Raw genomic sequence first — 21470 nt, forward strand, 5'->3', positions numbered from 1 at the left:
GTCCGGAGGCCTCATGGAACTGCGTCACCTGCGGTATTTTCAGGTGTTGGCTCAAACCCTCAACTTCACCCGCGCCGCCGAACTGCTGCACATCGCCCAACCGCCGCTGAGCCGACAGATCCAGCAGCTGGAAGACGAACTCGGGGTGCTTCTGCTGGAGCGCGGCCGACCGCTGAAGCTGACCGACGCCGGGCGGTTTTTCCATGAACATTCCACCGCCCTGCTCGAACAGTTGGCCAAGGTTTGCGACAACACACGACGGATCGGGCTGGGCGAAAAGACCTGGCTGGGCATCGGCTTTGCGCCATCGACCCTCTATGGTGTGCTGCCGGAGCTGATTCGCCGACTGCGCAGCGGTGAGCCGCTGGCGCTTGAGTTGGGGCTCTCGGAAATGACCACGTTGCAACAGGTTCAGGCGCTCAAGGCCGGGCGCATCGACATTGGTTTCGGACGAATCCGCATCGACGACCCGGCGATCATCCAGACGGTTTTGACTGAAGACCGGCTGGTCGCCGCCCTGCCCGCAGGCCATCCATTACTGGCCGGGCCCATCAGCCTTCGTGAACTGGCAAAAGAACCCTTCGTGCTCTACCCCGGCAACCCGCGCCCCAGCTACGCCGACCACGTGATCGCGTTATTCGAATCCTGTGGCGTGCACATCAACGTGGCGCAATGGACCAATGAGCTGCAAACAGCGATCGGTCTGGTGGGTGCGGGAATCGGGGTGACGTTGGTGCCGGCCTCAGTGCAGTTGCTGCACCGCGACGATATTGGCTTCACCCCGGTGCTGGAAGACAACGCCACCTCGCCGATCATCCTCAGCAGGCGCGTGGGCGATGTATCGCCGGGGTTGAATCATTGTTTGCAGATGATCGATGAACTGCTGCCAGGTGAAGGCTCGAAAACCAGGTAATCAAACTGCTGTAGCAGCTGTCGAGCCCCAGCGAGGCTGCGTTCGGCTGCGAAGCAGTCGTCAAACCAGAACTTGCGGTGTATCAGGCAAACCGCGTCAGTTGGATTCACGACTGCTTCGCAGCCGAACGCAGCCTCGCTGGGGCTCGACAGCTGCTACAGGGAGTCGGTTAGGCCATGACACCAGCGAGGGCTCTGCGTCCGGCGCGCATTTCGGTGCGAAGTTCGCCGATCAGGTTGGAAATATCGCGGACACTGGTCAACTCGTCGGGCGATACGCCGGTGATCAACAGCTCAATCCGCCCGGTAGTGCGATCGAAGACCTTGATCCGCAATGTTTCATCGCCATTCACCGTGCATTCGCAGGAGAGCGGTTTGAAACCGGACTCAACAATTTGGCAAAGCTGCGCAAGTTGAACCATGGCGAATACCTTCCCTGGATGGTTTCCCGATTGGATCCACTCAGCGTAGATCAACTTCAATAAACCCGCGCCAGCGAACGCTAACAATTAGTGTTAGCTACTTCTCACTTTGAACAGTTAATCGCCCCGACATCGCTCAGTGGGTATCTGCGCCCCACAACCAGTTCCAGATCCCTGGCAGCTCAACCGCCTCTGAACTGTCACGGACCGTACGCGCCATGGCCGCACGCTGCAGTGCTGCCGTGTCGTCGTAAAACGCTTTCTGCGCCGTGACCAGGCCTGTGGCACTGGCGCTGTCGAGGAGGATTTGCAGATATTCGCGGGTATGCCGGGCGGTGTAGCGATTGAGGTCGTGAAAGGTCACCACCACCGGGATCACCCCATCCACCGTCGGCAACTCGCCAAGGGCAATGCGCTCGCGGACTTCGGACAGTTGCCGCAGCATATTGGCCCGCCGACGGGGGCTGGCGTTGAAACCCCAGATCTTGCCGTCATTGGCGCTCAGGTCGGTCAGCAGTACGTGCATGCCATGCTTTTGATAGGCGGCGAAGGTGCGCTTGTCGTAGTTCCAGAATGGCGGACGCACCAGGGTCGGCGAGGCTTTGCTGATCGCGGCGATGTCGGCGCTGCCGTTGCTGAGCGACTGCTCCAGTTCTTCCGGGTCCAGAGAACGATGGTTGGTGTGCCGGCGCGTGGCCGTGTGGAAGCCCAACAGGTGACCTTCGGCATGTTCGCGACGCATGATCTGCCGGCCCACATCACCGCCGCCAGCGCGTGAGTCACGGGTCTGCACGAAGAACACGGCTTTAATGTCGGGTTGCAGCGGATTGCGCGCGAGGCTGTCGAGCACAGTGACGGTCGGGTTGTAAAAACCCGACGCGCTGGGCCCGTCGTCGAAGGTCAGCAGAAAGCGGATCGGCGCTTGCTCGTGCAAACGCTGTTGCGTCTGCGGCGTCATTTCAATGGGCGCAGCGATGCAGCCCAGCAGGCCGACTGCGATGGCGAATGCGGAGAAAATTTTGACCAGCTGCTTCATGTTTTGCCTTGGACCAGACCTTGCGGTCCTCACGTTTAATGGCAAAAACCCCTCGCCCATTCATCCCTCGATCGGCCCGCAGATCACTGCAAGCCGAGGTTGGATAAGGGTACACAGTGTTTGGTTCCAGCGCTCGCTGTCGGACTCTGGTACCCGTCTGGCTGTTATGCCCCAAAAATCAAAAGATCGAAGCCTTCGGCAGCTCCTACATTAAATGGCGCAGGAGCTGCCGAAGGCTGCGATCTTTTGATTTTGATTACCAGCCGATCAGGGTTTCAACGGACGCTCCTGGTCGCGATCCGACAGCTCTTTACCATCGTCAGGATGCTTCCAGTCCGGCTTCGAACGCCTCTGCCGTTCGAGCTCTTCCTCCGTCGGTTCATCAATATCTTCATCCGGGTCCGGACGCGTTGGTTCAGTGGCCATGTCCACCTCCCTTGCTCAAAAAATCCGTCATCTGTGTTTTAAGCGTAGAACAGTTTCGGATGAGACGACTCAGAGCCACCACCGCAGCAAAAAGAAGAACCCCATGCTCAACAACATGCTCAGCAAGGTGTTGCGGGTGTAAAGCACCAGACCCACGGCCACCAGCGAACTGATCAGATAGGGGTTGTCCCACTGCAAGTTCAACTGCTTGTCGGGCATGAACACGATCGGCCCGCAGATCGCGGTGAGCATGCCCGGTACCGCGAAACCGAGGAACTGCCGGGCATTGCTGCTCAAGCGCACCGGCAGTCGAGGCTCGAGAAATACGTAGCGGTTAAGGAATACCAGCAGGCCCATCCCGATAATCACAGCCCAAACCATCATGTGCGCCCCACGTAGAGTTTGTTGCAGATAAAGCCTGCGGTCATGCCTGCCAACCCCGACAACACCAGCGCCGAGCCCCATTGCCAATAACTGAACAGCACCGAACAAAACAGTGAGACCGCCACGCAGACCACCGTCGGAACGTTGCGCACCACTGGCGTGATCAAGGCGATAAAGGTCGCTGCGATGGAGAAGTCCAGCCCCAGGTGCTCAAGGCCCGGAATGCTGCTGCCCAACACAATGCCTGCCAGGGTGAAGAGGTTCCAGGCGATGTAAAACGTCAGGCCCACGCCCAGGGCATACCAACGATTGAACTGCTGTTTGTCATGCTGACTGGTCAGGGCGAACAACTCATCGGTGAGCAAAAAGCCCAGCCCCACACGCCAGCGACCCGGCAACGGGGAAATCACCGAACGCATGCTCATCCCATACAGCAAATGCTGGGAGGTCAGCAGCAACGTGGTCAGCAGAATCGAAAACACCCCGGCACCGCCCTTGAGCATGCCGATGGCGACCAATTGAGCCGCGCCGGCAAACACGATGCTCGACAGCCCCTGGCCTTGCAGCGGTGTGAGATTGGCCTCGATGGCCATGGAACCGGCCAGCAATCCCCAAGGCGCGGTCGCCAGGGATAACGGCATGATGGCCGCGGCACCGCGAAGGAATGCACTGCGCGGCATGAGTGAGTTGGACATAACGCTCTACAACCAGGGAAAGACCCCAGACTGTGCCAGCAGTCGCGGTGGATGGCTTGAACAATCTTGCGCACTTTTGGCGATCATCCAGCACGAGTACCATGAAGTGACTCATATCATGCGTCAGGGAATCGACATGCTTTACCGAATCGCCGCCGACGGGCTGGTCCTGTCTCACTTGTTGTTCATTCTGTTCGTGCTGTTCGGCGGGCTGCTGGTGCTCAAATGGCACCATTTGGCCTGGTGGCACCTGCCTGCCGCCGCATGGGGCGTGATCGTGGAAGTTTTCCACCTGACGTGCCCACTGACCGATTGGGAAAACCTCATGCGCCATGCGGCCGGGCAAACCGGTTACGGCGGTGGTTTTATTGAACATTATGTATGGCCGATTATTTACCCGGCCGGGCTGACACCCACGATTCAGCTGGGGCTGGGCAGCGTGGTACTGGCGATCAACGTGCTGATCTACCTGCGGCTGATCCGGTTATGGAAGCTGCGGCACCTGGCTCGTTCAGGGCAGTAACCGCTCTGGTTGGGTTCAGTTGGCAATGACGCTCATGTTCCGGCCACTGGCCTTGGCCACATACAGCGCCTTGTCTGCTGCGCCGATCAAGTCTTCGGGCTGGCTTTGCGCCGTCTGGTTGTAGGCACAAACCCCAAGACTGACCGTGACGATGCCTTCGGGACTGCCGATGTGCTTGATGTCGGTTTGCTGCACCGCGCGACGGATTTTTTCCGCCACCAGAAACGCCCCCACATAATCGGTGCCGGGCAGCACCACCGTAAACTCCTCGCCACCGAAGCGGGCAGCAAGATCGCCGGGGCGCTGGATGTTGTCGGTGATGATGGTGCTGATCTTGCGCAAACACTCATCGCCCGCCAGATGACCGTAGTGATCATTGAAACTCTTGAAATGATCGACATCGATCATCAGCAACGCAAGGCTGGTGTGGGTACGTCTGGCGCGGCCCATTTCCGCCAGGATGAACACATCGAATTGCCGCCGGTTGGAGAGCCCGGTCAGTGCATCCTCCAGAGCCAGCAATTTAAGGCTGTGGTTCACCTCAATGAGTTTTTCCTGAGCCTCCAGCAATTCGTTCTGAATATTGTTCTGCTGCCTCATGAGACGAATCAGGCGATTACCGAGAACGCTCAGGACCCCCAGCAGCAATACGACGATGCCTGCGTTCAGCATTGACTCCCGCCGCCAGACGGCCAGGACTTCATCCTTGTCGAGCGCGGTAAAGACGACAAGCGGATAATCCTCGACCCGCCGAAACCCCACAACTCGCTCCACCCCGTCCATATAGGACTTGACCACGGCCGTACCGGAATCGCCCTTGGGCAACAGTTGGGTAAACAGCGGCCCATTGGCAACGCTGGTGCCCATCTCAGCGTCGTTGAACGGGCGGCGAACAACGATGGTGGCATCGTCGGCGATCAGGTTGATCACGCCGTTCCTGCCCATGTCGATGCCGGTGTACAGGTTCAGGAAATGGTTAAGATAGATCGTCGCCAGCGCCACGCCGGCAAACCGGCCATCGGCGTGATTGACCCTGCGCGACACGGTCATGATCCACTCACCGGTCGAGCGGCTTTTTATCGACGGACCGATATGAGGCCCCCGGTCGGGATGATCACGGTGGTAGATGAAATATTCACGGTCGGCGTTATTGGCATTGGGCAGCACAGCGTTATTGGAGTTGGCGAGCCAACGGCCTTCTTCGTCGTAAACGAACAGGCCGTGGATCTGCGCCAACTCACCGCGCTGGGCGTGGAGCAAACGTTGCAGCCTGGGAAATTTCTCCGGTTCCATGCCGTCGTTTTCGAGGCGATCCACCAAGGCAAACAGCAGCGTATCGGCTTGCTTGATCGAGGCCTGAGCCTGCGAGGCCAGGGTTTGCGCCAGGTTGGACATCGCCACTTCGCTGTCGCGCAAATGATACTGGCGCGAGTTCCAGCCTTCCACGATCACAATGGCCGTCAAGGACAGGCACACCGCAAGCAGAAAAGCCGCGTATCGAACCTTGAGCGTTGATTCAAGTTGCTCGGGTACCGAAGGCGCGGCAAGCCGAGTGTTTTCAATACGACCGTTGACGGACGGATGTCCCATGACGCTCCCTGAATCCCTTATGACATGGCGAATTTTCCTGTTCGCCCTTTTAACGCCGGCCAGCCGTGCCTGGCGCTCACACCACTATGACTCATCAACGAATACGATAGGTGATTTGCACGAAAACGCTCATCGAAATCATCCGTGCCTGTTACAGCGGCGCCTGCTTTATTGACTCAAGCCAGGCCGGATTCAATTGCGTTTGCTCAGTCTCGATACCCAGCGCCTCCATCCGCGCCTTGTGCTGGTCCATCTCACGGGTCAACTGGCTATGGTCACTGGAGTTGCCATCCAACTGATGCATCTGGCTCAGTCCCAGATGATAAAAGCGCAGCAGCTTCATGGCATTCGGATCGCCCTTCTCCACCGCCGCCGTCACCTGATGCATGACATTGGTGATGCTCATCAGACTACGCTTGAGCTGCCAACCGTACACCGCTGGCGCCATCCATTCCTGGGTCCAGAACTTGCCGCGCATCAGCGCCGCCATCAGCAACAACGCGGCAAATACGCCGCCCACGTTGAAACGCAGATTGTCGCCGCCGGGCTCACCGAACAGCGCCACCGCCGCCGTGGACAGCAGCATCGCCAGCGCCAGGAACATCAGGGCGATGATTACCGTGCTGCGTCGCGTCTGGCGTCGATAGGTTTCGGCATTCATTGGCTGGATTTCGAACATCGCGACGGGGTTCCTTGCATCAATGGTAAAAGGCTCTGTGGCAAAAAGACTGCGGGGCATTATCGCCTCCCCGAAGGATTTAGCTATGCTGAGGCTCCTTTTCATCTTTTCATCGTCAAACGGGGACATAGCGATACAGCGCAGTTCGTGCCATCTTCATCATGGATACACACTATTCGGATGCCATGCGCCTGCCGGCGGGTGACATCGTTTTAAGGATCATTGAATGACCCAACGACATGTAATCAACGCCTCAGTCAGCCCTAAAGGCAGCCTGGAAACACTGTCCCAACGTGAAGTACAGCAACTGAGCGAAGCCGGAACCGGCCTCACCTACACCCTATTCCGCCAGTGCGCCCTGGCCATCCTCAATACCGGCGCTCACGTCGATAACGCCAAGACCATTCTGGAAGCCTACAAAGACTTCGAAATCCGCATTCACCAGCAAGACCGTGGCGTACGCCTGGAACTGCTGAACGCCCCGGCCGACGCCTTCGTCGATGGCGAAATGATCGCCAGCACCCGGGAAATGCTCTTCAGTGCCCTGCGTGACATTGTCTACACCGAAAACGAACTCGACGCCTTGAGCATCGACCTGAGCACCTCCCAAGGTATCAGCGACTACGTCTTCCACCTGCTGCGCAACGCCCGCACCCTGCGCCCTGGTGTCGAACCGAAAATCGTGGTGTGCTGGGGCGGCCACTCGATCAATACCGAAGAATACAAATACACCAAGAAAGTCGGCCATGAACTCGGCCTGCGCAGCCTGGATATCTGCACCGGTTGCGGCCCGGGCGTGATGAAAGGCCCGATGAAAGGCGCGACCATCGCCCACGCCAAGCAGCGCATCCACGGTGGCCGCTACCTCGGCTTGACCGAGCCGGGGATCATCGCCGCCGAAGCACCGAACCCGATCGTCAACGAACTGGTGATCCTGCCGGACATCGAAAAACGCCTGGAAGCCTTCGTCCGCGTCGGCCACGGCATCATCATTTTCCCGGGCGGCGCGGGCACGGCCGAAGAGTTCCTGTACCTGCTCGGCATCCTGATGCACCCGGACAATGAAAGCCTGCCCTTCCCCGTGGTCCTCACCGGGCCGAAAAGCGCCGCGCCGTACCTGGAACAGTTGCACGCCTTCGTCGGTGCGACCCTCGGTGCAGCCGCGCAGCAGCACTACGAAATCATCATCGACGACCCGGTGGAAGTGGCGCGGCAGATGACTCAGGGCCTCAAAGAGGTCAAACAGTTCCGTCGCGAGCGCAACGACGCGTTCCATTTCAACTGGCTGCTGAAGATCGACGAAGGCTTCCAGCGCCCGTTCGACCCGACCCACGCCAACATGGCCAACCTGCAATTGAGCCGCAACCTGCCCTCCCACGAGCTGGCCGCCAACCTGCGCCGCGCGTTCTCCGGCATCGTCGCCGGCAACGTCAAGGACAAGGGCATCCGCCTGATCGAAGAACACGGGCCATACCAGATCCGTGGCGATGCCGCCGTCATGCAGCCGCTGGACAAACTGCTCAAAGCCTTCGTCGCCCAGCACCGGATGAAACTGCCGGGTGGCGCGGAGTATGTGCCGTGTTATCAGGTGGTGGCTTGATACGCAAAATCTGTAGTTAAAGATCATTCCCACGCTCTGCGTGGGAATGCCTCAACGGACGCTCTGCGTTCGGCTCTGGAAGGGACGCGGAGCGTCCCGGGCTGCATTCCCACGCGGAGCGTGGGAACGATCAATGATCATCCTCGCTAGCCTCGTGGATCGAGGTTATCCAGCACCCGGTTGACTGCCAACTCCCCGAGCATGACCACCTGTTGAATCCCCAACATCATGTTGCGATGTGGCATGTCCATCAATCCGGCGAACTCACTGAGCATTGGGCTGGCCTGCTCGCGATGAGGCCGAAAAGAACACCCTCAAAACCCAGGGTCAAACCACCGGACACATACCTGCCAACCGCACCGCCAACGCCTTGGCCTGGCTCGCCACATCAGTCACTGCCGTGCTCTCCCACCACATCCCGCGCAACGGTGGACCCATGGCGAACAAGCGGCTGGCGACCTGCCCATCGGCGCTTAGCACCGCGCCGTCATCCGCGGCCGCAATCCCCAACGCCAATGGCCCCGGCCGCACCAACCCGCGCGCCAATAGCTGCTGCGGCAATGGCCGCGCCACTCGCCGCCAGTCGTATTCGATGCCGCTGGAATTGATCAGTGCCGCGCCGTGCACCACGCAGGTTTGCGCCTCGCCACGGCGACGGATGCGGATATTCACCCCGCCGACCGATGAAGGCTCCAACCCTTTGAACGATGCAGCATGAATCCGCAACCGCCCTTCCCCGTGCAGCCGCGCCACCAACTCGGCACTCAACGGCGGCGAGCGATGGTGATGGCTTTCCCACCACGGCCGCACATGCCGTACAAACTGCCGACGCTGCACATCCGTCGCCTGGCTCCACAACCGCCCGATGTGCGCCCGCACGGTGTCGAGCGGCGCTTGCCAGTCGATGCCCTGGGCGATGGCGTCGCGGCAATGCCGACGCAGTTCGCGCATCAGCTGACGCGGCGTGCGAATGCTGTGATCCTCGGCCAAGAAATCGACCCAGGCCGGAGGCTGTCGCCGCACATGTGGCAGCAGCCCATGCCGGGAGAACACTTCGATCGGCCCGCGATGCCCGGCCTGTTCCAGGGACACCACGGCATCGACCATGGTCAGGCCCGAGCCGATGATCAGCACCGTTGACTGCGGATCGAGCTGACGCATGGCGGTCACATCCCATGGGTCGAGCGCCGCTGCGTTCAAGCCGCTGGATTCGGTTTGCGGCGTGCGCGCGGCAGCGAACATGCCAGTGGCCAGCACCGCATAGGCGCCTTGCAAACACTGGCCATCGTTCAAGGTCAGGCGCACCGAATCGATATCGGTCTGCACATCGACCACTTCCGCGCGCACATGCTCCACCGTCGAACCGTACCGCGCGCCCACCACCTGCGCCTCGGCCAAACGCTGCTGCACATAAACGCCAAACAGCCCGCGCGGCGGAAACAGTTCACTGATCGGTACATGCTGCTGATCCGACTCCGGCCAACCGCCGGCCGCAATGTACTCGGTCAGCCAGTGGGTCAAATCATCAGCGTTGTCAGGATCGATGCTCATCCGCGCCGCGTTGCCGTTGAGCGTATGGCCCAACTCCACCGCGCTGTACGCTTCGCCCCGACCAAGTTCGGCGCGAGGTTCGATCACCAGCACCTGACGCTTGCCCGGCAAACGCAACAACTGCGCCGCCAGCATCGCGCCGCTGAGGCCGCCGCCGATGATCAGGATGTCTGCGTGGCGGATGGCGGGAGTCAACTGTGCGCCTGGTGTTTCAGTCATGGCGTTCTCACGGATCCATTGAGGCGTATTTGCGCCACATTAGTAGTTTGCTCGGCGAACAGTCAGATCACCACATTACGCACAAACCGCGCCGCCACCGCCCCATCATTGCGATAGGAATGGGGTTGATTGCTGGCGAACATGAAGAACTCACCGGCCGCGATTTTCTGCGGTTGGTCGCCGAGCATCAGGGTCAGGCAGCCTTCGAACACATAGAGCTGTTCGCTCCAGCCTTCCGCATCCGGCTCCGAAGGGTAATGTTCACCCGGTTCGAGGCGCCATTCCCACAGTTCAACTTCGCGGGTGGCGGTGGCTTTAGACAATAGCACCGCTTTACTGCCCGGGATGGTGCCAGCCCAGGCCAGTTCGTTGATGCGGCTCGGGTCGCGGGCATCCGGGGCCTGGATCAGATCGCTGAAGGCCACGTCCAGCGCTTCGGCCACGCGATCGAGGGTGGTCAGGCTGACGTTCTTCTCGCCGGCCTCGATGGCCACCAGCATCCGGCGGCTGACCCCGGACTTTTCAGCCAGGGCGGTCTGGCTCATGTCGGCGGCGTGGCGCAGACGTCTAACGTTCTGGCTAACGTGCTGGAGAACCGACGCCCGCTGGGTGGAATCTTTGTGCACTATATTGCTCACTTGGTGGTATTGCGCAGTATACTGCCCAACTTCCGGCGCATTGTGCGTCTCCCTCAGGTAGCGCGCAAGGTCATGACGTCGGTGAACTCCTCCCCTGCTTCCTCCCGTTTCTCACGGTTCAGCAAAGCTGAGTGCGTGTTGGTGCTGATCACCATGGTCTGGGGCGGGACCTTTTTGCTGGTGCAGCATGCAATGACCGTCAGCGGGCCGATGTTTTTTGTCGGCCTGCGTTTTGCCGCGGCAGCGATTATCGTTGCCCTGTTCTCCTGGCGTCATCTGCGCGAACTGACCCTGTTCGAACTCAAGGCCGGGGCGTTTATCGGCGTGGCGATCATGCTCGGTTACGGCTTGCAGACCGTGGGTTTGCAGACAATTCCCAGCAGTCAGTCGGCGTTTATTACCGCGCTGTATGTGCCGTTCGTGCCGTTGCTGCAATGGCTGGTGCTGGGTCGGCGGCCGGGCTTGATGCCAAGCATCGGGATCATGCTGGCCTTTACCGGGTTGATGCTGCTGTCGGGACCTGCCGGCGCTTCGTTCAATTTCAGCCCCGGTGAAATCGCCACATTGATCAGCGCCGTGGCGATTGCGGCGGAGATCATTCTGATCAGCACCTATGCCGGCCAGGTCGACGTGCGCCGGGTGACGGTGGTGCAACTGGCGGTGACTTCAGTGCTGGCGTTTCTGATGGTGGTGCCGACTCAGGAAGTGATTCCGGGGTTCTCCTGGTTATTGTTGTGCAGCGCATTGGGGCTGGGCGCGGCGAGTGCGGCGATTCAGGTGGCGATGAACTGGGCGCAGAAGAGTGTTTCGCCGACGCGGGCAACGCTCATCTATGCCGGGGAGCCGGTGTGGGCCGGGATTGTCGGGCGGATTGCCGGGGAACGGTTGCCGGCGATTGCGCTGGTGGGCGCGGGGTTGATTGTGGCGGCGGTGATTGTCAGTGAGTTGAAGACCAAGGGTAAAGCGGCTCTTGAGGTTGAGGACGATCTGGATCGGGAAGCCGAGCACTGATCGTTCCCACGCGGGAGTGTGGGAACGATCGATAGCGATCTGAAACAAGGAAAAACAGGAATTTTCCACGCACTTTGTAGGATTCTGCGACAGCTTGGCGTTTGGTGATCGGGGAGCTGGCACGTATGATGCTTCACAAACTTCCGCAGATTAGAAGCCTATGTCCCTGATAGTTCTACTGCTTCTGCCTTTTATCGGCAGTTGTCTGGCAGCCTTGCTGCCGCACAACGCGCGTAATACCGAATCGCTGTTGGCTGGCCTGGTTGCCCTGATCGGCACCGTCCAGGTCGCCCTCTTGTACCCGCAAATCGCCCATGGCGGCGTGATCCGCGAAGAATTCTTCTGGCTACCGAGCCTGGGCCTGAACTTCGTTCTGCGCATGGACGGTTTCGCCTGGCTGTTCTCGATGCTGGTGCTGGGCATCGGCACGCTGGTTTCTCTGTACGCCCGTTATTACATGTCACCAGACGATCCGGTGCCGCGTTTCTTCGCGTTTTTCCTGGCGTTCATGGGCGCCATGCTGGGGTTGGTGATCTCCGGCAATCTCATCCAGATCGTGTTTTTCTGGGAGCTGACCAGCCTCTTTTCATTCCTGTTGATCGGCTACTGGCACCACCGCGCCGATGCGCGACGTGGCGCCTATATGGCGTTGATGGTCACCGGTGCCGGTGGCTTGTGTTTGCTGGCGGGGGTCATGCTGCTCGGCCATGTGGTCGGCAGCTATGACCTGGACAAGGTTCTGGCCGCCGGCAATCTGATTCGCGCACATGCCCTCTACCCTATTCTGCTTCCGCTGATCCTGATCGGCGCCTTGAGCAAAAGTGCGCAGTTCCCCTTCCACTTCTGGCTGCCCCACGCCATGGCGGCGCCGACACCGGTTTCGGCGTATCTGCACTCGGCGACCATGGTCAAGGCCGGGGTGTTCCTGCTCGCACGCCTGTGGCCGTCGCTGTCCGGCAGTGAAGAATGGTTCTACATCGTCAGCGGGGCCGGGGCCTGCACCTTGTTGCTCGGCGCTTACTGCGCGATGTTTCAGAACGACCTCAAGGGCCTGCTGGCCTACTCGACCATCAGCCACCTGGGCCTGATCACTCTGCTGCTGGGCCTGAACAGTCCGCTGGCCGCCGTCGCCGCGGTGTTCCACATTCTCAACCACGCCACGTTCAAGGCCTCGCTGTTCATGGCCGCCGGGATCATCGACCACGAGAGCGGCACCCGGGACATTCGCAAACTCAGCGGCCTGATCAAACTGATCCCGTTCACCGCCACACTCGCCATGGTCGCCAGCGCGTCGATGGCCGGCGTACCGCTGCTCAACGGTTTCCTGTCGAAAGAGATGTTCTTTGCCGAAACCGTGTTCATCAACGCCACGGCCTGGATCGAGATGACCCTTCCGATCGTCGCGACCATCGCCGGGACGTTCAGCGTGGCCTACTCCCTGCGCTTCACCGTCGACGTGTTCTTCGGCCCAACCGCCACCGACCTGCCGCACACCCCGCACGAGCCGCCACGCTGGATGCGCGCGCCGGTGGAGTTGCTGGTGTTCACCTGTCTGGTGGTGGGGATCTTCCCCGCTCAAGTGGTTGGCCCGTTGCTCGCGGCGGCGGCATTGCCGGTGGTGGGCGGCACGCTGCCCGAGTACAGCCTGGCGATCTGGCACGGCTGGAACGCACCGATGATCATGAGCCTGATCGCCATGTCTGGCGGCATCACCCTCTATCTGCTGTTACGCAATCAGCTCAAGCGCGGGCGCTTCATACACCCGCCGGTGATCAGCCACTTCAACGGCAAGCGCCTGTTCGAGCGCAGCCTGGTGATCATGATGCGCCTGGCCCGTCGCCTGGAGCGGCGGATCAGCACCCGGCGCCTGCAAACCCAACTGTTTCTGGTGGTGCTCGCCGCCGTGCTGGCTGGATTGATCCCGATGCTGCACAGCAGCCTGAGCTGGGGCGACCGGCCGAAAATCCAGGGCTCGATCGTGTTCGTGATCCTCTGGCTGCTGGCGATTGCTTGCGCCCTCGGCGCGGCGTGGCAAGCCAAGTATCACCGACTCGCGGCCCTGACCATGGTCAGCGTCTGCGGCCTGATGACCTGCGTGACCTTCGTCTGGTTCTCGGCACCGGACCTGGCCCTGACGCAATTGGCAGTGGAAGTGGTGACCACGGTATTGATCCTCCTCGGTCTGCGCTGGCTGCCGCGCCGGATCGAAGAGGTCTCGCCGTTGCCGAGCAGCCTGCGCAAGGCGCGGGTTCGAAGGGTTCGCGACCTGGCGCTGTCGACTGTGGTCGGTGGTGGCATGGCGCTTCTGTCCTACGCGATGCTGACCCGCCAGACGCCCAACGACATTTCCTCGTTCTACCTCAGTCGCGCCCTGCCCGAAGGCGGCGGCAGCAACGTGGTCAATGTGATGCTGGTGGACTTCCGTGGCTTCGACACCCTCGGCGAAATCACCGTGCTGGTGGCGGTGGCCCTGGCCGTGTTCGCCCTGCTGCGACGCTTCCGTCCACCGAAAGAAAGCCTGCAACTGCCGGCCCAACAGCGCTTGCTGGCGCCCGATGTGGTCACCGACCTGGTCAACCCGCGTCACGCCAGCGACACCGCGCTCGGTTTCATGATGGTGCCGGCGGTGCTGGTGCGTTTGCTGTTGCCGATTGCGCTGGTGGTGTCGGTCTATCTGTTCTTGCGCGGGCACAATCAACCGGGAGGCGGTTTCGTTGCCGGCCTGGTGATGTCGGTGGCGTTCATCCTGCAATACATGGTCGCCGGCACCCAGTGGGTCGAGGCACAAATGAGCCTGCGACCGCTGCGCTGGATGGGCACCGGGCTGCTGTTCGCCACGGTCACCGGGCTCGGGGCGATGGCGGCCGGGTATCCATTCCTCACCACCCACACCTGGCATTTCACACTGCCGCTGCTGGGCGACATTCACATCGCCAGTGCGTTGTTCTTCGATATCGGTGTGTACGCCGTGGTGGTCGGTTCGACCCTGTTGATCCTGACCGCCCTCGCCCACCAATCGGTACGCGGTCATAAAACCAGCGCGCAACCCAAGCCCGTGGCCAAAGCGGCTGCCACGCAAGGAGCCATCTGATGGAAGAAGTCATCGCAATCGCCATCGGTGTGCTGGCCGCGTCCGGTGTGTGGCTGGTGCTGCGGCCACGGACGTTCCAGGTGGTCATGGGCCTGTGCCTGCTGTCCTACGGCGTCAACCTGTTCATCTTCAGCATGGGCAGCCTGTTCATCGGCAAGGAGCCGAACATCAAGGACGGCGTACCTCAGGATTTGCTCCACTACACCGACCCGCTGCCGCAAGCGTTGGTGCTGACCGCGATCGTCATCAGCTTCGCCATGACCGCGCTGTTCCTGGTGGTGCTGCTCGCCTCCCGGGGCCTGACCGGCACCGACCATGTGGATGGCCGGGAGCCTAAAGAATGAATCTGATGGCACACCTGATCGCTGCACCGATTCTGCTACCGCTGCTGACCGCCGCGGTGATGCTGATGCTGGGTGAGAAACACCGCCCGTTAAAGGCCAAAATCAATCTGTTCTCCAGCCTGTTGGGGCTGGGCATTGCCGTGATGTTGCTGCAATGGACGCAAGCCACCGGCGTACCCGGCTCCATCGGTGTGTACCTGCCGGGCAACTGGCAGGTGCCGTTCGGCATTGTGCTGGTGGTTGATCGTCTGTCGGCGCTGATGCTGGTGCTGACCGGGATCATCGGCGTCAGCGCCCTGCTGTTCGCCATGGCCCGCTGGGACGGCGCCGGTTCGAGTTTCCACGCGCTGTTCCAGATTCAGTTGATGGGCCTGTACGGCGCCTTCCTGACGGCGGACCTGTTCAACCTGTTCGTGTTTTTCGAAGTACTGCTGGCCGCCTCTTACGGGCTGATGCTGCACGGTTCGGGCCGGGCACGGGTGTCGTCGGGGCTGCATTACATCTCGATCAACCTGCTGGCCTCGTCGCTGTTTCTGATTGGCGCGGCGCTGATCTACGGCGTCACCGGCACGCTGAACATGGCCGACCTGGCGCTGAAAATCCCGCTGGTGCCGGAAGCCGATCGCGGCTTGCTGCATGCCGGCGCGGCGATTCTGGCGGTGGCGTTCCTGGCCAAGGCCGGGATGTGGCCGCTGAACTTCTGGCTGGTGCCGGCCTATTCCGCGGCCAGCGCGCCCGTGGCGGCGATGTTCGCGATCATGACCAAGGTCGGCGTCTACACCTTGCTACGTCTGTGGACGCTGCTGTTCTCCGGGCAGGCCGGGGCATCCGCGTACTTCGGTGGCAACTGGCTGATCTACGGCGGCATGGCGACCATCGTCTGCGCCGCCGTGGCGATCCTCGCCGCGCAACGCCTGGAACGCATGGCCAGCCTGAGCATTCTGGTGTCGGCAGGGATTCTGTTGTCGGCCATCGGTTTCGCCCAGCCGAACCTGATTGGCGCGGCGCTGTTCTATCTGGTCAGTTCGACCCTGGCCTTGAGCGCGCTGTTCCTGCTGGCCGAACTGATCGAGCGCTCGCGTTCGGCCAACGAAATGCCGCTGTTCGATGACGGCGAGTTGTTGCCACGGCCCCTGGAATCCTTGCAGCCGCCCAAAGGCTTCAACCTCGATGACGAACGTAAAGCACTGGTCGGCCAGGTGATTCCCTGGACCATGGCTTTCCTCGGCTTGAGCTTCATCGCCTGCGCCCTGCTGATCATCGGTATGCCGCCGCTTTCCGGGTTTATCGGCAAACTCAGTCTGCTCAGCGCCCTGCTCAATCCGCTGGGGCTGGGTAATGGCAGCGACGAACCGATATCAAATGGCGCGTGGGGTTTGCTCGCCCTGTTGATTCTGTCCGGGCTGGCCTCGCTGATCGCTTTCTCGCGTTTGGGCATCCAGCGTTTCTGGACCCCGCAAGAGCGGCCGTCGCCCTTGCTGCGGCGCCTGGAATGCGTGCCGATCGTCATTCTGCTGGGGCTGGGAATTGCGCTGACATTCAAGGCCGAACCGCTGCTGCGCTATACCCAAGCGGCGGCCGATGCACTGAACAACCCGCAGCAATACGTGATGGCGGTGCTCGGCACCCGTGTGATTCCAGGCCCGCAAGCCAAGACAGCGCTGCTGGAGGTGCAACCATGAAGCGTCTGTTTCCTGCACCGTGGCTGTCGCTGGCGTTGTGGCTGCTGTGGCTGGTGCTGAACCTGTCGATGAGCCCCGGCAATCTACTGCTGGGCGCCATGCTGGGGTTCTGCGCACCGTTGATGATGCGCAAGCTGCGGCCGCTGCCGATCCGCATTCGTCGGCCTGGGGTGATCCTGCGTTTGTTCTTGCTGGTCGGGCGCGACGTGCTCGTGTCCAACCTCGCCGTGGCCTGGGGCGTGCTCAACGCGGGCCGTCGTGCGCCTCGCTCGCAGTTCATCAAGGTGCCGCTGGACTTGCGCGATGCCAACGGCCTGGCAGCGCTGTCGATGATCTGCACGGTGGTCCCCGGCACGGTCTGGTCGGAACTGGCGCTGGATCGCAGCATTCTGTTGCTGCACGTCTTCGATCTGGATGACAAAAACCAATTCATCCAGCACTTCAAGGCGACCTACGAGCGCCCCTTGATGGAGATCTTCGAATGAGCGCATTGCTGTCGAACGCGATCCTGCTGAGCCTGTTCATCTTTTCGGTGGCGATGATTCTGACCCTGATCCGGCTGTTCAAAGGCCCGTCGGCTCAGGACCGGGTTCTGGCGCTGGATTACCTGTACATCATCGCCATGCTGATGATGCTCACGCTGGGCATTCGTTATGCCAGTGACACCTACTTCGAGGCGGCGCTGCTGATCGCCCTGTTCGGCTTCGTCGGCTCGTTTGCCCTGGCCAAATTCCTGCTGCGTGGCGAGGTGATCGAATGAGGCCTGAACTGTCTCTATGGGTGGAAATTGCGGTGGCGATTCTGTTGGTGCTGAGCAGCCTGTTTACGCTGATCGGTGCGGTCGGGCTGTTGCGGATGAAGGATTATTTCCAGCGCATGCACCCGCCGGCGCTGGCCTCGACCTTGGGCGCGTGGTGCGTGGCACTGGCTTCGATCATTTACTTTTCGGCGCTCAAATCGACGCCGGTGCTACATGCCTGGCTGATCCCGATTCTGCTGTCGATCACGGTGCCGGTGACCACACTACTGCTGGCTCGGGCGGCGCTGTTTCGCAAGCGCATGGCGGGGGATGATGTGCCGGCCGAGGTGAGTAGTCGGCGGACGGAAACGGGGAGTTAAATCCGCGGGTTTGTGTTGATTGATAGGGCCTCTTCGCGGGCAAGCCTGTAGCGTTCCGACTTGCCCGCGAAGCTTTTCAGATCCAGGCCACCGCCAACAACCCCGCCCCCAACACCACACACAACGGCGAATAGGCCCATGTATCCAGCCGGGCAAACCTCGAGCCCTTCTCCTGCTTGAAGAACCCCACCAAATTCGAATCGCCGATCGCCCGGGCGAACATCAGCATCGCGATCGCGCTGATCACCCATTGCAACGACCAGTGGTGCACCGTGGGCAGATACAACCCGACCCGCAGGCACACCAGCATCGCGATCAGCAGTAAACCCACCGCCACCAGCAACGTGGCAAAGCCCGACGGCTTGAACGCCGGCCTTGATGCCTCACCGCCCTCCCCGGGCACTCGCGGCACCGCCGCCTCGCTGCCCCACTTGCCACCCGCAGCCCAATACAGGTGGACCAGGCTGATCAATAAAAAGATTGCAGCAATCCATTGCGCGACCAAAAGGCTCATATTCAGACATCCAGCGTGAAATGTTGCAGCAGGATGAACTTCCTTACGCGTTTTTGTAAGGGTATTCACTATCGAACAGTCGCTCGGCTGCAAACGCGGTTAAAAGCGCTCCCCACGGGACCTATGTACACCCGAGATTTCCCGGTTGCACATAAGCCGGTTTATTTCAGGGACGCAGCGACTTTGTCCGCTACATCCTTGGGCACCCAGGCCTGCCACACGTCCGGGTGCGCCTTCATGAACGCCTCCGCCGCTTGACGTGGTGGAGTGTGTTTTTCGCTCATCTCAGCCAGGGCCTTATTCAACGCTTCGATCGGCAAATCGACCTTGGTGAAGAACTCGGCAATCTGCGGGTATTGTTTCTGGAATGGCGTGGACACGCCGATGGACAGCTTCGAGGGCAGAGAGCGAGTCGGTTTCGGATTGGGGTTGTCGGCGTCGGTCAGGGTTTTCCAGGCTTCGGCGTCGAACGGTGGTTCTTGCAGCTGTATCAGCTTGAAACGGCCGAGCAACGGCGTCGGCGACCAGTAGTAGAACAGGACCGGTTTGCCGCGACGAATCGACGAACTGATCTCTGCGTCCAGCGCCGCCCCCGAACCACTGCGGAAGTTCACGTAGCTGTCGTCCAGCCCATACGCCTTGAGTTTCTGCTTGTTGACCACTTCCGACGTCCAGCCGATCGGGCTGTTGAGGAAGCGCCCCTTGCCCGGGGTTTCCGGGTCTTTGAACACGTCCTTGTAACGTGGCAGATCACTGATACTGCGCAGATCCGGCGCCAGCGGCTTGATGCCCTTGGCCGGGTCGCCCTTGATCACGTACTCCGGCACCCACCAGCCCTCGGTAGCGCCCTTGACCGTATCGCCCAGTGCCGCGACTTTGCCCTCTGCTTCAGCCTTGACCCAGACCGGGCTGCGACCGGCCCATTCTTCGCCAATGACCTGAATGTCATTGTTGGCCAGTGCGGTCTCTAGGGTAATGGTCGTCCCCGGCAAGGTGTCGGTCGGCAAGCCATAACCCTTCTCGACGATGATCCGCAGGATATCGGTGATCAGGCTGCCACTTTCCCAATTCAGGTCGGCGAAATGGATCGGCGCCTGGGCAGCGAACACCGGAACGGGTGAAGCCAATAAACCGAACGTGGCCAGGGTAGCGGCCAGTAACCGTCGAAATCCCTTCATGCTTTTGCACCTCGTGCTGTTCACAGCAATAGCAGGATGGCCTGACAAAGAAGACCGCAAGCCTCTGAATACTCAGTCATCTGACTGTAGTTGAGGTTCCTGCTTTCGAGGGGTGAGGATTAATTTTCGGAAGGTTCCTGCAAGCGTGCAAGCTCTCTTCTGACCATGCTGGCGTACGCCGCCGGACGCAACAGGTAGATCTGTGACGCCACCCAACTCAGCCAGGTTCCCTGTAGAACGGCCTTTTGAGCCAACAGCCGCTGCGCCTCGGCGTGGGCACTGGCCTGGTTCTGTTCGTGGAAATCGGCGCGGGTCAGGGTCATTACTCGCTGGCCTTGAAGGTCACCAGTTCGCCCTTGCGCCACTTGGCGGCCTTGGCGGTCACGGCTTTCAGGGTTTTGGTCAGGCCTTCCTGCAATTGTTGATGGGCCGCGAACACCATCACCACGCTATGACCTTCCTTGAACACAATGCCGTGGCCGTCTGCGGTGGTCACGAACGCGTAATCCCCCAGCCCATACACCGTCAGTTTGATTTCGCGGAATTTGATGTCCAGCTTGCCGCCTTCGCGGCTGGGCAATACGGAGGCGCTGAAATGATCGCCGACCTTGAGCTTCAGCCCAGGCTTGTCGTCCACCACCAGCGCTGATTCGGTGTCGAGCTCGGCAATGTAAATGCCTTCAGCATTCTGTTCGGTGATGTAGACGAAACGTGACTGAAACTGCTTAACCAGCTTTGCGCGCAAATCACCGAGTACGAACAAAGCATGCATATCGAGATTACTTACTGCCAAGGAAACATCCCCACATCTGAAAATGACGCCGTACGCCGGAAACGCGCACAGCAGAAAAAGGCGGCAATGCCGAGGTATAGCCAAATGACCCGGGTCGAATCCTGGAATGAGCAGAGGGCCCATTCATCGCGAGGTTTGAGAAGATTACTGGAACATCCCTCACGTCGTCTTGCCTGGCGGTCGTCAGATGTTGAAGGAAAACGCTCTTCTGACGGCCAGATAAAACCGGATTACCAACTTTAGGGAAAAATCTCTTTAAAAGAAGCACTTTTCCGACATATCGCCAGTAAAAAATTGCTTTAGATGGGCATCAATCGCCAACCCTTGATGGCGATTCTAGAGCAGCCATGCTCACCGAGACTACCCATAACAACGTACACACGTCGGTAAAACCACGAAAAGGACTTCATATGTGCACACTGACTCACTTTGCCCAGCCTCATACACGACACACAAACGGCTCGTCTCCTCTGCATTCGAGGGTGTTCCGCCAGCAGGACTTCCTGCCTGAAGAGCGTCTGCTCCCACGCTTTCAGGTGATATTGGCCGGCAACGCCTTTTTCCACATCAGGGAAATATCCACCGGACGTGTAAGAGGTTTCCGCGGCAATCATAACGAAGCCTGCGCCCTTGCCCGTTCACTCGAGGCATGCAGCTGACTATTCATTTCCATGGACGTTTCGTCATGTCGGCGACTTAACTCAGCCGCCGGCAGGCAACTACTGCCATACTGCCCGACCAATGAAACCCGTCCCCAGGGCGGACGGCCTTCAACACAACAACTATTTCCAAGGGAAGACTGCTACGTGACGGAATTTGATATCGGTGAATTTTTTATCCGGGGCGAAGCCAGAGAGGTCGAAGGGGAATTCCAGGCAGTCATTATCATGCGCGCCAAACCGCCGTTGACCACTGTGACGTATCACCAGGTCGAAAAGGATCGCTGGTTCAAGACCGCGGATGTTGCGGCCGTCGCCGCCCTGGAAGCCGCGAAAGCCCTGAAGCTTGCCGTCGATGAAGGGGCATTGAAAGCCTGAGAAGGGTGTGGACGACGTTCAGGTAC

Annotated in this window: 25 protein-coding genes and 1 pseudogene; 12 read left to right on the plus strand and 14 right to left on the minus strand. The window is 60.2% G+C overall.

Features of this window, described 5'->3' with window-relative positions:
• Positions 1 to 13: 13 nt before the first annotated feature.
• Positions 14 to 913, plus strand: a complete 900-nt coding sequence (locus PSH97_RS17110; protein WP_305445940.1) for a LysR family transcriptional regulator — start codon at positions 14 to 16, stop codon at positions 911 to 913.
• Between the two features lie 169 nt (positions 914 to 1082).
• On the opposite strand, the gene PSH97_RS17115 is transcribed toward PSH97_RS17110, so the two are convergent.
• From PSH97_RS17115 to PSH97_RS17135, 5 genes are all read right to left on the minus strand, one after another.
• Positions 1083 to 1334: a DUF1652 domain-containing protein gene (locus PSH97_RS17115; protein WP_305449820.1), complete on the minus strand. Its 252-nt coding sequence runs from the start codon at positions 1332 to 1334 to the stop codon at positions 1083 to 1085.
• A 136-nt stretch (positions 1335 to 1470) separates the two neighbouring features.
• Positions 1471 to 2370: a polysaccharide deacetylase family protein gene (locus tag PSH97_RS17120; protein WP_305445941.1), complete on the minus strand. Its 900-nt coding sequence runs from the start codon at positions 2368 to 2370 to the stop codon at positions 1471 to 1473.
• Positions 2371 to 2637: 267 nt separating this feature from the next.
• Complete coding sequence (locus PSH97_RS17125; protein ID WP_305445942.1) at positions 2638 to 2796, minus strand: hypothetical protein; 159 nt, start codon at positions 2794 to 2796, stop codon at positions 2638 to 2640.
• Between the two features lie 69 nt (positions 2797 to 2865).
• Positions 2866 to 3177, minus strand: a complete 312-nt coding sequence (locus tag PSH97_RS17130) for an AzlD domain-containing protein (RefSeq protein WP_162830927.1) — start codon at positions 3175 to 3177, stop codon at positions 2866 to 2868.
• Entirely contained in the window at positions 3177 to 3875 is a 699-nt protein-coding gene (locus tag PSH97_RS17135) for an AzlC family ABC transporter permease (RefSeq protein ID WP_032830637.1), read from the minus strand. Before PSH97_RS17135 ends, PSH97_RS17130 begins: the two co-directional genes overlap by 1 nt.
• A gap of 136 nt (positions 3876 to 4011) precedes the next feature.
• On the opposite strand from PSH97_RS17135, the gene PSH97_RS17140 reads away from it, so the two are divergent.
• A complete protein-coding gene (locus PSH97_RS17140) occupies positions 4012 to 4398 on the plus strand; it encodes a DUF2784 domain-containing protein (RefSeq protein WP_305445943.1) in 387 nt (128 codons plus the stop codon).
• Between the two features lie 15 nt (positions 4399 to 4413).
• Here the strand turns inward: PSH97_RS17140 and PSH97_RS17145 are convergent, their stop codons facing one another.
• On the minus strand, positions 4414 to 5988 hold the full coding sequence (locus PSH97_RS17145; protein WP_305445944.1) for a sensor domain-containing diguanylate cyclase: 1575 nt from the start codon (positions 5986 to 5988) through the stop codon (positions 4414 to 4416).
• A 151-nt stretch (positions 5989 to 6139) separates the two neighbouring features.
• On the minus strand, positions 6140 to 6667 hold the full coding sequence (locus tag PSH97_RS17150) for a DUF3087 family protein (RefSeq protein WP_305449821.1): 528 nt from the start codon (positions 6665 to 6667) through the stop codon (positions 6140 to 6142).
• Between the two features lie 226 nt (positions 6668 to 6893).
• Here PSH97_RS17150 and ppnN point away from each other — a divergent pair, with 226 nt between their 5' ends.
• A complete protein-coding gene (gene ppnN / locus PSH97_RS17155) occupies positions 6894 to 8267 on the plus strand; it encodes a nucleotide 5'-monophosphate nucleosidase PpnN (RefSeq protein WP_305445945.1) in 1374 nt (457 codons plus the stop codon).
• 146 nt (positions 8268 to 8413) lie between these two features.
• On the opposite strand, the pseudogene PSH97_RS17160 reads toward ppnN, so the two are convergent.
• From PSH97_RS17160 to PSH97_RS17170, 3 genes and pseudogenes are all read right to left on the minus strand, one after another.
• Positions 8414 to 8551 (minus strand): annotated as a pseudogene (locus PSH97_RS17160) (DUF6124 family protein); the annotation flags it as partial.
• Between the two features lie 43 nt (positions 8552 to 8594).
• On the minus strand, positions 8595 to 10037 hold the full coding sequence (locus tag PSH97_RS17165) for an FAD/NAD(P)-binding protein (RefSeq protein WP_305445947.1): 1443 nt from the start codon (positions 10035 to 10037) through the stop codon (positions 8595 to 8597).
• Positions 10038 to 10099: 62 nt separating this feature from the next.
• Entirely contained in the window at positions 10100 to 10663 is a 564-nt protein-coding gene (locus PSH97_RS17170; protein WP_305445948.1) for a helix-turn-helix domain-containing protein, read from the minus strand.
• Here PSH97_RS17170 and PSH97_RS17175 point away from each other — a divergent pair.
• The 7 genes from PSH97_RS17175 (at position 10658) to PSH97_RS17205 (ending at position 17922) form a co-directional block, all read left to right on the plus strand.
• Positions 10658 to 11686 carry a DMT family transporter gene (locus tag PSH97_RS17175; protein WP_305445949.1) on the plus strand — a complete coding sequence of 343 codons (1029 nt, stop codon included), beginning with the start codon at positions 10658 to 10660 and terminating at the stop codon, positions 11684 to 11686. The genes PSH97_RS17170 and PSH97_RS17175 overlap by 6 nt on opposite strands.
• Before the next feature lie 160 nt (positions 11687 to 11846).
• The gene (locus tag PSH97_RS17180) at positions 11847 to 14777 is read left to right on the plus strand and encodes a monovalent cation/H+ antiporter subunit A (protein ID WP_305445950.1); all 2931 of its coding nucleotides are present in this window, start codon (positions 11847 to 11849) and stop codon (positions 14775 to 14777) included.
• The gene (locus PSH97_RS17185) at positions 14777 to 15121 is read left to right on the plus strand and encodes a Na+/H+ antiporter subunit C (protein WP_008029186.1); all 345 of its coding nucleotides are present in this window, start codon (positions 14777 to 14779) and stop codon (positions 15119 to 15121) included. The genes PSH97_RS17180 and PSH97_RS17185 overlap by 1 nt, the downstream gene beginning before the upstream one ends.
• Positions 15118 to 16803, plus strand: coding sequence for a monovalent cation/H+ antiporter subunit D (locus PSH97_RS17190; protein WP_305445951.1), 1686 nt, complete (start codon positions 15118 to 15120; stop codon positions 16801 to 16803). The genes PSH97_RS17185 and PSH97_RS17190 overlap by 4 nt, the downstream gene beginning before the upstream one ends.
• On the plus strand, positions 16800 to 17288 hold the full coding sequence (locus PSH97_RS17195; protein WP_305445952.1) for a Na+/H+ antiporter subunit E: 489 nt from the start codon (positions 16800 to 16802) through the stop codon (positions 17286 to 17288). Before PSH97_RS17190 ends, PSH97_RS17195 begins: the two co-directional genes overlap by 4 nt.
• Positions 17285 to 17563, plus strand: a complete 279-nt coding sequence (locus PSH97_RS17200) for a K+/H+ antiporter subunit F (RefSeq protein ID WP_038982602.1) — start codon at positions 17285 to 17287, stop codon at positions 17561 to 17563. The genes PSH97_RS17195 and PSH97_RS17200 overlap by 4 nt, the downstream gene beginning before the upstream one ends.
• Positions 17560 to 17922, plus strand: a complete 363-nt coding sequence (locus PSH97_RS17205) for a Na+/H+ antiporter subunit G (RefSeq protein ID WP_305445953.1) — start codon at positions 17560 to 17562, stop codon at positions 17920 to 17922. Before PSH97_RS17200 ends, PSH97_RS17205 begins: the two co-directional genes overlap by 4 nt.
• Positions 17923 to 17998: 76 nt before the next feature.
• On the opposite strand, the gene PSH97_RS17210 is transcribed toward PSH97_RS17205, so the two are convergent.
• From PSH97_RS17210 to PSH97_RS17225, 4 genes are all read right to left on the minus strand, one after another.
• Positions 17999 to 18436 carry a DUF3995 domain-containing protein gene (locus tag PSH97_RS17210; RefSeq protein WP_048397043.1) on the minus strand — a complete coding sequence of 146 codons (438 nt, stop codon included), beginning with the start codon at positions 18434 to 18436 and terminating at the stop codon, positions 17999 to 18001.
• A 161-nt stretch (positions 18437 to 18597) separates the two neighbouring features.
• Positions 18598 to 19614, minus strand: coding sequence for an ABC transporter substrate-binding protein (locus tag PSH97_RS17215; protein ID WP_305445954.1), 1017 nt, complete (start codon positions 19612 to 19614; stop codon positions 18598 to 18600).
• A 119-nt stretch (positions 19615 to 19733) separates the two neighbouring features.
• Complete coding sequence (locus tag PSH97_RS17220; RefSeq protein WP_030130591.1) at positions 19734 to 19937, minus strand: hypothetical protein; 204 nt, start codon at positions 19935 to 19937, stop codon at positions 19734 to 19736.
• Positions 19937 to 20407 carry a hypothetical protein gene (locus PSH97_RS17225; protein ID WP_007907879.1) on the minus strand — a complete coding sequence of 157 codons (471 nt, stop codon included), beginning with the start codon at positions 20405 to 20407 and terminating at the stop codon, positions 19937 to 19939. Before PSH97_RS17225 ends, PSH97_RS17220 begins: the two co-directional genes overlap by 1 nt.
• A 410-nt stretch (positions 20408 to 20817) precedes the next feature.
• On the opposite strand from PSH97_RS17225, the gene PSH97_RS17230 reads away from it, so the two are divergent.
• Together PSH97_RS17230 and PSH97_RS17235 are read left to right on the plus strand one after the other, a co-directional pair.
• Positions 20818 to 21066 (plus strand): hypothetical protein, encoded by a 249-nt coding sequence (locus PSH97_RS17230; RefSeq protein ID WP_305449822.1) that lies wholly within the window; start codon positions 20818 to 20820, stop codon positions 21064 to 21066.
• 147 nt (positions 21067 to 21213) lie between these two features.
• Positions 21214 to 21444, plus strand: a complete 231-nt coding sequence (locus PSH97_RS17235; RefSeq protein ID WP_305445955.1) for a hypothetical protein — start codon at positions 21214 to 21216, stop codon at positions 21442 to 21444.
• Positions 21445 to 21470: the final 26 nt, after the last annotated feature.

It is taken from the genome of Pseudomonas cucumis, from assembly GCF_030687935.1.
GTDB classification, from domain to species: Bacteria; Pseudomonadota; Gammaproteobacteria; order Pseudomonadales; family Pseudomonadaceae; genus Aquipseudomonas; species Aquipseudomonas cucumis.

What these genes read in the sequence shown, in the direction of transcription:
- PSH97_RS17110 (WP_305445940.1), top strand. Translation starts at nt 14, where the DNA reads ATGGAACTGCGTCACCTGCGGTATTTTCAGGTGTTGGCTCAAACCCTC.
- PSH97_RS17115 (WP_305449820.1), bottom strand. Translation starts at nt 1,334, where the DNA reads ATGGTTCAACTTGCGCAGCTTTGCCAAATTGTTGAGTCCGGTTTCAAA.
- PSH97_RS17120 (WP_305445941.1), bottom strand. Translation starts at nt 2,370, where the DNA reads ATGAAGCAGCTGGTCAAAATTTTCTCCGCATTCGCCATCGCAGTCGGC.
- PSH97_RS17125 (WP_305445942.1), bottom strand. Translation starts at nt 2,796, where the DNA reads ATGGCCACTGAACCAACGCGTCCGGACCCGGATGAAGATATTGATGAA.
- PSH97_RS17130 (WP_162830927.1), bottom strand. Translation starts at nt 3,177, where the DNA reads ATGGTTTGGGCTGTGATTATCGGGATGGGCCTGCTGGTATTCCTTAAC.
- PSH97_RS17135 (WP_032830637.1), bottom strand. Translation starts at nt 3,875, where the DNA reads ATGTCCAACTCACTCATGCCGCGCAGTGCATTCCTTCGCGGTGCCGCG.
- PSH97_RS17140 (WP_305445943.1), top strand. Translation starts at nt 4,012, where the DNA reads ATGCTTTACCGAATCGCCGCCGACGGGCTGGTCCTGTCTCACTTGTTG.
- PSH97_RS17145 (WP_305445944.1), bottom strand. Translation starts at nt 5,988, where the DNA reads ATGGGACATCCGTCCGTCAACGGTCGTATTGAAAACACTCGGCTTGCC.
- PSH97_RS17150 (WP_305449821.1), bottom strand. Translation starts at nt 6,667, where the DNA reads ATGTTCGAAATCCAGCCAATGAATGCCGAAACCTATCGACGCCAGACG.
- ppnN (WP_305445945.1), top strand. Translation starts at nt 6,894, where the DNA reads ATGACCCAACGACATGTAATCAACGCCTCAGTCAGCCCTAAAGGCAGC.
- PSH97_RS17165 (WP_305445947.1), bottom strand. Translation starts at nt 10,037, where the DNA reads ATGACTGAAACACCAGGCGCACAGTTGACTCCCGCCATCCGCCACGCA.
- PSH97_RS17180 (WP_305445950.1), top strand. Translation starts at nt 11,847, where the DNA reads ATGTCCCTGATAGTTCTACTGCTTCTGCCTTTTATCGGCAGTTGTCTG.
- PSH97_RS17185 (WP_008029186.1), top strand. Translation starts at nt 14,777, where the DNA reads ATGGAAGAAGTCATCGCAATCGCCATCGGTGTGCTGGCCGCGTCCGGT.
- PSH97_RS17190 (WP_305445951.1), top strand. Translation starts at nt 15,118, where the DNA reads ATGAATCTGATGGCACACCTGATCGCTGCACCGATTCTGCTACCGCTG.
- PSH97_RS17195 (WP_305445952.1), top strand. Translation starts at nt 16,800, where the DNA reads ATGAAGCGTCTGTTTCCTGCACCGTGGCTGTCGCTGGCGTTGTGGCTG.
- PSH97_RS17200 (WP_038982602.1), top strand. Translation starts at nt 17,285, where the DNA reads ATGAGCGCATTGCTGTCGAACGCGATCCTGCTGAGCCTGTTCATCTTT.
- PSH97_RS17205 (WP_305445953.1), top strand. Translation starts at nt 17,560, where the DNA reads ATGAGGCCTGAACTGTCTCTATGGGTGGAAATTGCGGTGGCGATTCTG.
- PSH97_RS17210 (WP_048397043.1), bottom strand. Translation starts at nt 18,436, where the DNA reads ATGAGCCTTTTGGTCGCGCAATGGATTGCTGCAATCTTTTTATTGATC.
- PSH97_RS17215 (WP_305445954.1), bottom strand. Translation starts at nt 19,614, where the DNA reads ATGAAGGGATTTCGACGGTTACTGGCCGCTACCCTGGCCACGTTCGGT.
- PSH97_RS17220 (WP_030130591.1), bottom strand. Translation starts at nt 19,937, where the DNA reads ATGACCCTGACCCGCGCCGATTTCCACGAACAGAACCAGGCCAGTGCC.
- PSH97_RS17230 (WP_305449822.1), top strand. Translation starts at nt 20,818, where the DNA reads ATGTGCACACTGACTCACTTTGCCCAGCCTCATACACGACACACAAAC.